This is a genomic window from Arthrobacter sp. (assembly GCF_031179985.1).
Classification (GTDB): Bacteria; Actinomycetota; Actinomycetes; order Actinomycetales; family Micrococcaceae; genus Arthrobacter.
In genome coordinates this window covers 1,462-13,771 of record NZ_JAPSHJ010000052.1, presented here as the reverse complement: position 1 = coordinate 13,771, position 12,310 = coordinate 1,462, and the positions used below count along the sequence as shown (strand labels likewise).

Genomic DNA, 12,310 nt, shown 5'->3' with positions numbered 1-12,310 from the left:
ATGACGGACGGTGATCTCTGAACTGCGGCTGTCCTTCAGCGTGAACCAGGGCAGGTAGGTCTGCACCGGTTCGTCCAGCTGGAGGCGGCCGGCTTCGACCTGCTGCATCACGGCGATGGTTGTGAGGGACTTGGTGGTGGAAGCCAGCAGCACCGGAGTCTGCGCTGTCATCGGCCGTCCGGAGTCAGCGTTGCCAAACGCCGCCGAGTGCACCTGGACACCGTGTTGGACGACCACGACCGCGACTCCCGGAATACCGATACTGTCGATCTGCTCCTGCAGGAAACGGTCCAACACTTCGTAGCCCTGCTCATTAGCGGCAGGTCCAGGGGACGTCGACGACGTTCCGGCGGCGACGGCTGCCCCGCTGGCGCCGCCCACGAGAACTACAGACACGAGGCACAACAGAAGATGCCGCGATGACCAGGAAACAGTTCGCATGCCTCTACCCGCACTTCTGCCGATCGTCTCCTCACGGTAAAGCGCCGCCCGCGGGAAAACAATGAAACGGGGACTACGGCGCTGCTATCCTCGCGCTGCCCGCCGAAATTTTGATCAGCAAGGTCAGATGCACCTCAGGGCTGTGGTCTTGCCAGCACGTTGGCTGATGGCTCGTCTTTGGGACGAGCCATCAGCAATTTCTGCTCCGGAGTTCGTGCCGGTGCAGTTTGGTAGAGGACTTAGCGCAGGACGCCGCACGCAGCCGGGTCGGTCGCCTCTGCCGGCAGGTTCGGATCAAGCTCGCTTGCCCCTTCAGGGTCACTGAAGTTGTACGTGCCGTCTCCGTCGTGGTCCAGTCCATGGATCACCAGAACGCCCTCGCCGGCGCGGATGGAGTCGGCGATCTGCTTGGCCGTGCCTGTCCCTCCGGGGCCGGGGTATCCCGTGCCTGCAACATCGGTGAACTCGATGTTGTCGCGGCTGTAGTCATAGCTGCCGTCTGTGGAGACGGGGAACCGGCTGACGTCAAGGAAGCTGGCTGGAGTGGTGTCCCCGCTGGTGTTAAGGGAGACGACGACGGGACCGTACGCGGGGATGCCCTCCACGGTGTTTATGCGTCCATCCTCGTTGCTATCCAGCGCGAGCGTGGGGCACTCATTCATGGCCTGCTCCCCGTAGTGGATGTGCTGCGCATGCGGGGCATCAGGACTGAGGCCGTGGGCATGCACCTCGATGTGCTTGATTTTTTGGTTGCTCACCACAGCCGTTGCAGTGCCGGACGCACCGGAGCCGTTCAGCTCTTTCAGATCGGCGGTGAGGGTAACGGTCTTTTCCGACGCTTTCGTATTCTGGGCAAGGACCGGCCCCGCTCCCAGCGATGCGGCCGCGACCAGTGCGGCGGCGGAAGCCCCGAAGGCCACCTTCATATTTCGATTCACAATTGACTCCTTCGTCAGGGGCCAACGAGGCTTTCCCGCTGGATACATGTGATTCGTTGCACATGGCGAGCGGGATGGGTGTGGGCCTTCCCGCACCTTCGGGGGAGCTCACGACGGCCTCAGAGGATGGGCTGGCCGATGAGATTTTCGGTGAGCTCGATCAGCCGCTGACGGGCAGTGTTGTCGTAGGCCTGGGCGTTTGCACGGGCAGGCTCGGTGATGTTGAAGTACGCGCCGGTTGTGTCCGAGAGGCTCGGATCGCCGACAAGTTGTGCGGTGGCGTCCACCCCTGTTTCCAGGCTGTCGATGCTGTGACCCACTGATTCCAGCACCATCTTGGTTGGCATGTACGTCCCGGGGTGGAGGCTGTTGATCGTCACCTCATGGGCGGGGACCCGCTCGGCGAGGACGAACCCGAGGGTGATGAGCGCGAGCTTGCTTTGGCGGTAGGCCCGGGTCCCGTCGTACCCATGGGTGAGCATCACGTCGTCGAAATCGATGGGCTGCTGGCCCGCTGACGCGACGTTCACAACCCGCGATCCCGGCCGTTGCCGCATGGCCGGGAGGAGCCGGGCCATCAGAAGTGCGGGGGCGAGGCAGTTCACGGCGAACCGCAGCTCGTTGCCGTCCACTGTGGTGGCCCGGGTGGTGGTGTCAGGCTGCCCGACGCCGACGCCCGCGTTATTGACCAGGACGTCGATGCCGATTCCGTCGGCCGTTAGTTCATCGGCCATGGCGCGTACTTGGTCGAGATTGGCCAGGTCGGCCAGCGCAGTGGATACCTCGACGCCGTGACGGCCGACGTCGTCGGCGGTTTGTTTGAGGGCGTCGGGCCGCCGGCCGTGCAGGACGAGTGCTGCGCCATCCTCGGCCAGCCGGTGGGCAAGCGCGTAGCCCAAGCCGTCGGTCGCTCCCGTGATCAGCACGGTCCGGCCGGTCAGTCTCGCCATTGTTTGCTCCCGCGGTGATGAGTGGTCAGTTTGGCTGACCGTTTCACGGTAGGGCGTGGTGAAGGGGAATACAACGGGACAAGGGAGTACGACGACGGCGCTCGCCGCCCCAGGCGCGTCCCCTGAGATTCTGACTTCAGAGGTGCAAGGGACTGTTCCGCAGTAGGCCCGTGCCGTTAGTGTGATCACGGGCGGTGTCGCTGAAGGATCGCCCGGTTGGGTGATCAGGTGCCGGTAAACGGAGCTGATCCTAGCGATTCGATTCTCGGGAGGAAGCATGACCAGTCCAGAGCAGGATCCGAGCCAGGAAGGCCCCGCGGACGGTGGCGCGGCCGGTGTCCCCGGTATGCACGACGGCGGAGCTGATGGAGGTGCCGATAGCGGAGCTGACGGCGGTGCTGACGGCGGTGCCGACGGCGGTGCTGACAGCGGAGCCGGTGGAGGTGCTGACAGCGGTGCCGACGGCGGTGCCGATAGTGGAGCTGATGGCGGTGCCGATGGAGGAGCTGATGGCGGAGCCGATGGGGGAGCCGCTGAACGGGGCATCTGAATTTTGAGCACCGCCCGCACTGACTTCCAGGACCCCGCTGCCGTGGAAGGCGCCGGGGTCCTGGAGACACGTCTGATCAGCATTGGCCGTGAGAGGTTCGCCGGCGACGTCTGGGGTCGTACGGCCCTCCTCACGCGCGGCGTCAGCGACTACTCGGATCTGTTCTCTGCCGACGCCGTCGACGAACTGATCTCGCGCCGGGGATTGCGCACACCTTTTCTCCGCGTCGCGAAGGGAGGCACTACATTTCCGGACTCATCATTCACCTCTCCTGCGGGCGTCGGCGCTACGATCTCGGACCAGCTCGATGACACCGCCCTTTGGCGCAAATTCGCGGACGGTGCCACACTCGTGCTCCAGGCCCTGCACCGAACATGGGAGCCGGTCTCGGACTTCAGCAGCAGGCTGAGCACCGAGCTTGGACATCCGGTGCAGGCGAATGCCTACATCACGCCGCCTCAGAACCGCGGGTTTGACGATCACTATGACGTCCACGACGTCTTTGTTCTGCAGATCGAGGGCACCAAACGCTGGATCATCCACGAGCCCGTCCACCCGGACCCCCTGCGTGATCAACCCTGGACCGATCGCCGCTCCGCCGTAGCCGAGGCCGCGAAGGGCGAGGCCTGCATCGACACGGTGCTCGAGCCGGGGGATGTCCTCTACCTGCCGCGTGGCTGGTTGCATGCCGCCCAGGCGCAGGGCGAGGTCTCCATCCACCTCACGCTCGGAATCCACAGCTGGACCCGCTACGGATTAGCTGAACAGCTTGCGCAGGCCGCGCTCGCAGCGCTGGGGGAAGATCCCGAGATGCGCCGTACGTTGCCATTGGGCGTCGACGGACCGGGTCCGGAGATCGACGTCGTCCGCGAGCGCCTCGCCGCCGCCCTGAGAGAAGCTGATTCCACTGAGCTGTTCCACCGCACCCGGCGAGGGCAGGGTCGCCCGGCACCGCTGGGACCGTTGGCACAGCTCGCGGCCCTCGAGAGCCTCAGCCCCGAGTCTGTGGTCCGGCTTCGCGATGCACTGGAAGCTGGGCTGGAGGGCTCGCGCCTGACCACGCGCGTGGGCTGGCTCGACTTCCCGGAGACGGATCTGCCATCGGTGATGCGCCTCCTCGACGGGGAGGTTCACACCGCAGGTGATCTCGGCGTCGAACTCGTTGAAAGACTTTTGCGCGCGGGGGTCCTCGTTTCCCCTTGAACAGTGATTCGACCAGCGACTTGAACAGTGACTCCGCCGCAGTGGCGGCCACGGAGCGCTTCTTCTGCTCTGAGAGTGCCCGGTTGCGCGGCGACCCGATTGCCGGCACGGCGTCGCACGGCGTTGTCTGGGTTCTCATCGAGTACCGGGGAGGGTGGCCGCTCAACGGGTTCGACGGGCTTGATTTCGAGCCCGAGACCAAAGCGCTCGTGCTGGCTGCCGCGAAGGCGGCGCGGGCGCGGATTCTGTTGGTGAGGCGGCCCGGCCCCCGCCGCCGGGAGGGTCGGAGCCATTGGGCCGTCCTGCGACATGAGAACTCGGGCGCCTATCGTCAGCAATGGGGAACCTGGAGCCAGGATGAGGATCTCGCCGAGATAGCCACAGCTCTCAGCATTCCCGGTGAGCTCGGCCATCCGCCCGTCATCCTGGTCTGCACTCACAGCCAACGTGACCAATGCTGCGCTGTGTGGGGACGGCCTGTCGGACGTGCACTGAGTGAGCGCTGGCCGGAGCTGGTGTGGGAATGCTCGCACGTAGGCGGTGACAGATTCGCAGGCAATGTCGTTGTCGCGCCTGACGGCGTCTATTACGGCCGTCTGGATGCCGAGTCATCCGTTGCCACGATCGAACAGCACCTGGCCGGCCGTATCCACGCACAGTATTTGCGCGGCTACACGGATCTCTTCCCGGCGCAGCAGGCCGCAGTCGCGGCCATGCTCAGGCGTTTCGGCCCGGCCGGCCGGAATGACTATGTGGTCGTGGGGACCTTCCGCGACGGTGACCGCTGGCGGATCAACATCACCGGACGCCCGCCTCATCCGGCGAGTGCCGACGTCGAACTGCAGGCCCACCGCGCCCAGCCGCACCAGCTGACCTGCCGCGGAACCGCCATGAGCTCGGCCCTGGTCTACGAGGTCACTTCTATCTCGGCAGGCTGAAGGACTGGTCGATCCTCGTCGCAAGTGGACTACCGGTAATTTGCGAATATCTCGACATCAGGATCGGCCGGTACTGTTTTTAGACGGTGACATTTCCTTCGTCGTCCACTTTCCAGGTGGGATTGAAGGCCACCTCCCAGCGGAAGCCATCTGGATCGGCGAAGTAGCCGGCGCATCCGCCCCAAGGCTGGGTCTTGGCTGGCGCCACGATGGTAGCCCCGGCGAGTTCGGCCTCGGACAACACCCGGTCTACGTCCTCCGCATTTTCCACGTTGTGGCTGAACATGAAGCAGGGAACCCCTCCGGGAGCATCCACGCCCGCCTCGGCCTGCATCTGCCCGGCATCCCACAGGGACAGCATCAAGCCGTGGTTAACCTGAATAAACACCACTTCGCCGGGAACCTCCTTGTGGATGGGCCAGCCAAGGCCGTCAGCGTAGAATCTGCGCGAAGCGTCCACATTGCGTACGCCGAGGGTGATGAAATCGAGTCGGGGATGAATCATGCGACCACCCTAAAGCATCGCTCCCAAAATGGGGAGATCCTTATCCCCCGCGCATATCGTTGGTTCTGCAGCCGTAGCGGCCGTCTGTCTAGCGGCTGCCGCCGGGTTCGCCGACCGGCCGTGGCCTCTTCCAGAGAGACTCACGCGGGCCCGGCGGATAGGCAGCCGTCTTGCCACCGAAGGTGACGAGCAGGGCGGCGATGACCGGAAGCGCTGCGGCAGCCGGCACCAGCAGCGGGCCAGCGATGAGAAGGGCCGCGGAGCCATAGAGGGCGCCGATGGTGATGCCCAGCTGGATGGTGAGGACAGTGAGGCCGTTGGCGGCGTCTTTGTTTTCCCGGCCGGCCCGGAGGATTGCGGACTGGTTGTAGATGCCGATGGCTCCGAGGCCTGCGCCCCAGACCGTCATGAGCACCAGGGCAAAGGGAAGGCTGCCACCCACAAACGGCAACAGGAGCATCGAGACGGCGACTGCCGCCGTCGTGATCAGAAGCGAACGGCGTGGATGGGAATCGACGGTGAGGCCCGCGATCCAGATACCGAGCAGGCCTGAGACGCCCAGGACTGTGAGGCCCAGGCTGATGGCGTAGTCGGGCAGGCCGGCATCGCGGGTGTACGGGGCGATGTAGGTGAAGAGCGCGAAGTGCGCCAGGATCATCAGCGGCCACGCGATTGCTATGGGCTTCACTCCTGGCTGGGCGATGGCCTTGCGCAGCGAGGGGCGGGCCTCGCCGGCGGCGCGGCGGGAGGAGGGCAGCAGCCAGAAGGCCAGGGCGGCGAGCAGCAGACTGAAGCCGGCGAGGAACAGGAATGACGCGCGCCAGCCGAGGAAGCCGCCCAGTGCGGTGCCGATCGGTGCCCCGATGGCCAGGCCCAGGCTGTTGCCGCTGAAAACGATGGCCAGCGCCTTGCCTACCTTGTGGGCCGGGACCACCCGGGTGACATAGGGGGCCATGGTGGTCCAGAGCAGTCCGTGAGCCAGACCGCCCACCAGCCGGGCTCCCATCGCTGCGGTGAAGTCGGGGGCGAGGCCCACCAGGGCGTTGCTGAGCGCGAACGTCAGGACGAGCGCCACGAGCAGGGGCCGCTTCGGTACTCTGCCGAGCAGCCGCGCGGCGGGCACCACCGTGACCACGATGACGGCGGCGTAGGCGGCGGCAAGGTAGCCGGCGACCGGCTCGGACACGTTCAGGCCGGCGCTGATCTGGGGGAGCAGGCCGGAGGGGAGAAGTTCAGTGGTGATGGCGGTGAAGGCGATGGTGGCCAGGACCATCATGGCTGCCAACGGGAAACGCTGGGGCGCCGGCGCGGAAATCGCGGAGGACATGGGGGGAGGGGTTCCATTCAAGGGGGAGAGGAGGGAACCGGGGCTGCTGGCCGAACAATTCCTCCCTCAATTTTACCCGACGTTTACGCCTTCTCCCGGTCCAGAGGCAGTGACTATCGACACTCGTTTAGGCTGGACTCGACCGCAACCGGGACTGGAAGGATGGGCACATGACTGATGACCGGGCACTTGCCACACCATTTGACCGCGTGGTCCTGATCTTCAATCCGGCCAAAGCCGGAATGGCCACGCGGATTGATGACTTGCAGCGTGACCTCGCCAGCGATCTGCCGGATCTGCAGATTGACCTGCTGCCCACGGAGTATGCGGGGCACGCGCGCGATCTTGCGCGGTCCGTGGCCGCGGGAGGCGCCCCGCTCATAGTCTCGGTCAGCGGCGACGGCGGGTACAACGAGGTGGTCAACGGGGTGATGGACGTTCCCGTCAGCAGGGCGGTGTGCACTGTGCTTCCTGCCGGCAACGCCAATGATCATCACAGGAGCATGACCGCGAGACCGTTGACGGAGGCCATCCGCGAAGGCCGAACCTATCGCATTGATTTGCTGCGTATAACGTTCGGCGGGGCCCATCGGGGGCAGGTCCTGTACGCCCACTCCTATGTAGGGTTCGGGCTCACCCCGTTGATGGCGATCGGAATCGAAAAGGGTGGAAAAGGGAAAATCCTCGAACTCCTCTCCGTCGCCCGGACCCTCGGTCATTTGAAGCCGTTTGAGCTCGTCAGAGCCGACGGCGCCACCGCCCGGTTCGACAGTCTGATCCTGGCCAACATCTCACAGATGGCGAAGTACGGGACCGTCAGCGAGTCCAACCACCCCGACGACGGTCAGTTCGAGGTGGTGACGTTGCCGCACTCCGGGCGCTGGAAGATGGCGCTGATGACCCTTCGGGCTGTCACTCTGGGACTGGGGCATCAACCCAGCGTCAGCAGCTATGCCTTCACGACGCGGGACGCTGTTCCTTGCCAGATTGACGGCGAAGTCGTACACGTTCCCGCAGGCACCCATGTTCTGGTGGAAAGCGCCAATGGCGCCCTGGCCACTATCTGAGAGCTTCCCGCAGGGGTGCGTTCCTGGTGCCCGGACCGGAACCTAAGGCTGCACGCGTAGGGTGGGACTCGGACGAAAGGAGCACTTCATGAAGAAAATCCTCATGGTACTGACCAGCGTTTCCGAGATCGGCGATACCGGAGAGAAGACCGGCTACAACGTGGCCGAGGCTGCCCATCCTTGGAAGGTGTTCAAGGATTCCGGGCACTTCGTCGACTTTGCCTCTATCCAGGGCGGCCAGCCCCCGCGCGACGAAGTGGACTCAGGGGATCCGATCCAGGTCGCCTTCACGGAGGATGAGACTACGCGCGCCGGGCTCTACAACACGGCCCGCGTCGACGTCGTTGACCCGGAGCAGTACGACGCCGTCTACCTCGTGGGAGGCCACGGCACTATGTGGGACTTCCCGGACAGCGAAGGCCTGCAAAATCTGGTGGCCAGCGTGTACAACGCCGGCGGTGTGGTGGGCGCGGTCTGCCACGGACCGGCCGGGCTGGTGAACGTTGAATTGGCCAACGGGCTTCGCCTCGTGGAGGGCAGGAAGGTGGCCGCCTTCACCAACGATGAAGAGGTTGCCGCAGGGAAGGACAAGGTCATCCCGTTCTTCTTGGCAGACCGGCTTGTGGAACAGGGCGCCACCCACGTCTCCGCTGATGTCTTCGAGGAGAAGGTGGTGGTTGACGAGCGCCTGGTGACCGGCCAGAACCCCGCCTCAGCCGCTGGCGTGGCCAAAGAGATGGAGAAGCTTTTGGCCGAGGTCATTCACCAGGAAAAAGCCGAGGAGCAACACGAGGCGGAAGCCCTGCGTGCCGGGAAGGACGCCGAGAAGAACGCCAAGAAGAAGGCTGCCGCAGAAGCCGAGCACTAACACCTGCAACTAACTGAAACGGACGGCCACCCCGCCATGATGGGGTGGCCGTCCGTTGTCGCCGGGTGTCATTGTTTCCCGCGTGAATTTCCCGCGGCCGTACGAGCTAAGCGTCGGGATCGGCGTTATGTTTCGTCGGCCGGTAGCCGGCAAGTTCGGCGCGGATGTCGCCCTCCTCGTGCCCGCCCTTCCTTTTGCCGAACGGCAGCGCTTTCAACAGCGGATGCACGATTGCCATGATGACGAGGCCCCAGGCGAGTCCGATGACGGCCGAGCACAAGGTGTTGACGAGCCAGGCCAGGAAGGCGCCCACCACCGGGATCCCGGCGAAGGGGTGCTCAAGGACATGGACTATGTCATACGGGCCGTGCCAGCCAAGGTCGTAGGCCCCCTGCAGCATGATGTGGCCACCAACCCAAAGCATGGCGATGGTCCCGACGAAGGTTATCGCGGTCAGCACGGCGGGCATCCCCTTGACCAGCAGTTCGCCGGCGCGCTTGGAACCCGCGGAATCTTTAGCGGCCAGGTGCATCCCGATGTCGTCCATCTTGACGATGAGCGCAACGGCACCGTACACGGCCACCGTGATCACGATGGCAACAACCACCAGGATGACAGCCCTGGACCAGATGGAATCACCCGCCACCTCGTTCATCGAGATGACCATGATCTCGCAGGACAGGATGAAGTCGGTGGTAATGGCGCCCTTGATGACCTTGGCCTCGGCCTCCGGGCCGCGTTCGACAGCCGGCGCATCTTCCTCCGCGGTGTGGTGGCCGCGGAGCTTGTGCCAGACCTTCTCGGCACCCTCGTAGCAAAGGTACGTGCCGCCCAGCATGAGGATGAACGGGATGGCCCAGGGCACGAAGGCGCTGACGAGCAGCAGGGCCGGCAGGATGATCAGCAGTTTGTTCCGGAGCGAACCCCAGAAGATCCGCTTGATCATCGGCAGTTCGCGGGAGGGGTCCGCCCCGGACACGTACTGCGGGGTCACGGCTGCGTCATCGATTACGACGCCGGCGGCCTTGGCTCCCGCCTTGGCCGCTCCGGCAGCTACGTCGTCCACCGAGGCGGCCGCTATGCGGGCCAGGGCTGCGATGTCGTCCAGCAGGGCGACGAGACCGCCGCTCATAGGTCGTCCCCGTACTGCTCGAGGGCGGACGGCTGAGTGTGGTTGCCTCTGTGGAGGCGTGTAATCGGCATATTTGGAGTATATCGACGGCGGGCAGCCATAGAAGCTTTCAAACGGGCGGCCAGTTCCCGGCGCCGGGTCCGTCGAACAGCGCGCTGGTGCTGCTCTGAGGTACCACGACGTGGACGGCGTTGCGCTCGATGGTGAAGTCGGCGGGCGTGGAGGTTGCGATTTCGCCGTCGAGGTTCACCGGCAAGGGCTGTTCGGTAACCAGCCGGACACGTCGGCTGGTCAGGTGGTGCACCCGGTCGTGTTTGATGAAGCTTCCGTCCTTGAGCAGCCGGGCGATACTTACGTGCTCACGGAGCGGCCCCGCCAGGATGGCGTAGATATCGAGGGTGTGATCGTCGATCCCGGCCGTGGGGGAGACCGTGTTGCCGCCGCCGTAGTGCCGGCCGTTGCCGACGGCCACCTGAAGCAGGTTTTCGAACTCCAGCGGCTCGTGGTCCCCGTCAGGGAACTCGAGACGGGACGGGAACGCCTTGTGCCGGGCATAAGCGCTCAGGGTGGCAATGGCGTAGGCCAACGGCCCGATGTACTGCTTCAGACGGGGGCTGAGGGCTTCGGTAACAGCCACGGAGAGGCCTACGGACGCGACGTTGAGGAATGGCTCGCCGTTGGCCCGGCCGAGGTCGATGTCCACCACCTTCCCGTCTGCGATGGTGGCGCACGCCTCGGCAAGATTATTCGGTATCTCCAGGGTGCGGGCGAAGTCGTTGGCGGTGCCCAGTGGAAGAACGCCGAGCATGACGTCGGTTCCGGCAATGCGACCGGCGGCGGAGGTCACAGTCCCGTCGCCGCCACCCACAACGATCAGGTCGTGCCCGTTCGCAACCACTCGATCCAGCGTCCCGTCCAGCTCTGCCCCGGACAGCACATGGTGCACGGCGGAGACCGGCACGCCTGCCTTTCTCATCGTGTCCACCGCAAGCTCGTGGGCCGCCCCTCGTCGTGATCCGGCGTTGATCACAACGGCGGCAGAGCGGGCGTCCTGGGCAGCCTTCATGTGGGCCATGTTAGGCCGTTGACCTGTGAGTTCTGTATGAGGACGGGGCGGGAGCTGAAATATGCGGTGCCCGGACGGGACCTGCCACCTGTATCCTGACAATGCAGGTTGAATGGCTACAGCGGCCATCAACCAACTCGGTTCACGGCCGGATGACGGTCCGGAATCCGGGCCCGTCGCCTTCCACGTCGTGGATCACCGCCCCTTGGAATGGACCTTTTTATCACTGCCGACACGCCAGCTCCCTTGGGAATCCCGACGTCTGTCCCCAAGCCCTCACGTGGAACTGCGGTGGATGAGACCGCCGTCGTGACCTGGGCCGAGGCTGGTGTCAGCATGACCGCGCGATGGAGTTCGGCGAACGGCAGGCCCGCGCCGACGCGCGTCGAAGTGGTCTCCGACTCCCTCACGGCCGATGATGCGTACCGGATGGCGTCACAGGGGATCGCGATGCTCTGGCACGGTGACTTCCACAACGCACGGCAGATTCTCAACGCCCTGGACCGGCGGATAGGCGCCGGAAGGACATCAGGAACTCCGGCCGAAAAGTTCTACCGGCACCGCCAGTCCGCCTCGCACCGTGCACGCATTCTCGGCCTGCTGCTGGTTCCCCTTGAACCGGGCCCCGTGGTGCCGCTGCGCCGCGCACCGGACATCCGGGAGGCCGCCGCTGCAGCGTACGGTGACATCGGCGAATCCTCCGTGGTGTCCTTGCAGGAGCTTGTGGGCGCCATCGGCGCCTACGAATGGCGGCGGAATGGCGTCTACGTCGACGCTTTGCAGGACCGCATCTTCCCGCACTACGGCACCTTCTTTCCCACACGGAATGAGTATGTGGATCTTGTGGCCGCCGCCCCGCTGCCCACTGACACGCTGGCGTTCGACGTCGGGACCGGCACCGGTGTGCTCGCTGCCGTCCTGGCGCGCCGTGGCGTCCACCGCGTGGTGGCGACGGACAATGAACCGCGTGCTATCGCCTGCGCCTCTGAGAATTTCCGGAACCTCGGCGTCCAGGACCGTGCTGAGGCCGTCCTGACCGACATGTTCCCGCCCGGGCGGGCACCGCTCATCGTGTGCAACCCGCCCTGGATTCCGGCCACACCGCATTCCAGCCTGGACAACGCCGTCTACGACCCCGGGAGCAGGATGCTGTTCCGCTTCCTGAAGGAACTCCCCGACCATCTTGAGCCGGGCGGTGAGGGCTGGCTTGTCCTCTCCGACCTCGCCGAACACCTTGGACTGCGGACGCGTGACGATCTGCTGGCCGCCATCACGGCGGCCGGGCTGAAGGTGGTGGAACGGCTGGACACCAGGCCAACGCATCC

The 12,310-nt window shown here is 65.0% G+C and carries 13 protein-coding genes; 6 read left to right on the top strand and 7 right to left on the bottom strand.

From position 1 onward, the window contains the following. The 3 genes from RIN13_RS17410 to RIN13_RS17400 form a co-directional block, all read right to left on the bottom strand. On the bottom strand, positions 1–396 hold a 396-nt coding region (locus RIN13_RS17410; RefSeq protein WP_309108575.1), incomplete at its 3' end, for a serine hydrolase domain-containing protein. A gap of 284 nt (positions 397–680) precedes the next feature. Next, on the bottom strand, positions 681–1,379 hold the full coding sequence (locus RIN13_RS17405; protein ID WP_309108574.1) for a hypothetical protein: 699 nt from the start codon (positions 1,377–1,379) through the stop codon (positions 681–683). A 119-nt stretch (positions 1,380–1,498) separates the two neighbouring features. Then, entirely contained in the window at positions 1,499–2,329 is an 831-nt protein-coding gene (locus RIN13_RS17400) for an SDR family NAD(P)-dependent oxidoreductase (RefSeq protein ID WP_309108573.1), read from the bottom strand. Positions 2,330–2,606: 277 nt separating this feature from the next. Here RIN13_RS17400 and RIN13_RS17395 point away from each other — a divergent pair, with 277 nt between their 5' ends. From RIN13_RS17395 to RIN13_RS17385, 3 genes are read left to right on the top strand one after another with little or no spacing between them, the layout of a single operon-like run. After that, positions 2,607–2,879: a hypothetical protein gene (locus tag RIN13_RS17395; protein WP_309108572.1), complete on the top strand. Its 273-nt coding sequence runs from the start codon at positions 2,607–2,609 to the stop codon at positions 2,877–2,879. A 3-nt stretch (positions 2,880–2,882) separates the two neighbouring features. Continuing rightward, positions 2,883–4,082, top strand: a complete 1,200-nt coding sequence (locus tag RIN13_RS17390) for a JmjC domain-containing protein (protein ID WP_309108571.1) — start codon at positions 2,883–2,885, stop codon at positions 4,080–4,082. A 20-nt stretch (positions 4,083–4,102) separates the two neighbouring features. Continuing rightward, complete coding sequence (locus RIN13_RS17385; RefSeq protein WP_309108570.1) at positions 4,103–5,020, top strand: sucrase ferredoxin; 918 nt, start codon at positions 4,103–4,105, stop codon at positions 5,018–5,020. Positions 5,021–5,099: 79 nt separating this feature from the next. On the opposite strand, the gene RIN13_RS17380 is transcribed toward RIN13_RS17385, so the two are convergent. Further along, positions 5,100–5,522 carry a VOC family protein gene (locus RIN13_RS17380; protein WP_309108588.1) on the bottom strand — a complete coding sequence of 141 codons (423 nt, stop codon included), beginning with the start codon at positions 5,520–5,522 and terminating at the stop codon, positions 5,100–5,102. A gap of 91 nt (positions 5,523–5,613) precedes the next feature. Beyond that, entirely contained in the window at positions 5,614–6,852 is a 1,239-nt protein-coding gene (locus RIN13_RS17375; RefSeq protein WP_309108569.1) for an MFS transporter, read from the bottom strand. 170 nt (positions 6,853–7,022) lie between these two features. Here RIN13_RS17375 and RIN13_RS17370 point away from each other — a divergent pair, with 170 nt between their 5' ends. Further along, complete coding sequence (locus tag RIN13_RS17370) at positions 7,023–7,919, top strand: diacylglycerol kinase family protein (protein ID WP_309108568.1); 897 nt, start codon at positions 7,023–7,025, stop codon at positions 7,917–7,919. Between the two features lie 88 nt (positions 7,920–8,007). Further along, positions 8,008–8,787, top strand: a complete 780-nt coding sequence (locus RIN13_RS17365; protein ID WP_309108567.1) for a type 1 glutamine amidotransferase domain-containing protein — start codon at positions 8,008–8,010, stop codon at positions 8,785–8,787. Positions 8,788–8,893: 106 nt separating this feature from the next. Here RIN13_RS17365 and RIN13_RS17360 read toward each other — a convergent pair whose 3' ends face one another. Together RIN13_RS17360 and RIN13_RS17355 are read right to left on the bottom strand one after the other, a co-directional pair. After that, positions 8,894–9,919, bottom strand: coding sequence for a DUF808 domain-containing protein (locus RIN13_RS17360; protein ID WP_309108566.1), 1,026 nt, complete (start codon positions 9,917–9,919; stop codon positions 8,894–8,896). Positions 9,920–10,028: 109 nt separating this feature from the next. Next, positions 10,029–10,985 carry a lipid kinase gene (locus RIN13_RS17355; RefSeq protein ID WP_309108565.1) on the bottom strand — a complete coding sequence of 319 codons (957 nt, stop codon included), beginning with the start codon at positions 10,983–10,985 and terminating at the stop codon, positions 10,029–10,031. A gap of 210 nt (positions 10,986–11,195) precedes the next feature. On the opposite strand from RIN13_RS17355, the gene RIN13_RS17350 reads away from it, so the two are divergent. Beyond that, positions 11,196–12,310 (top strand): class I SAM-dependent methyltransferase (locus tag RIN13_RS17350; protein WP_309108564.1); only part of this gene is annotated, 1,115 nt, incomplete at its 3' end.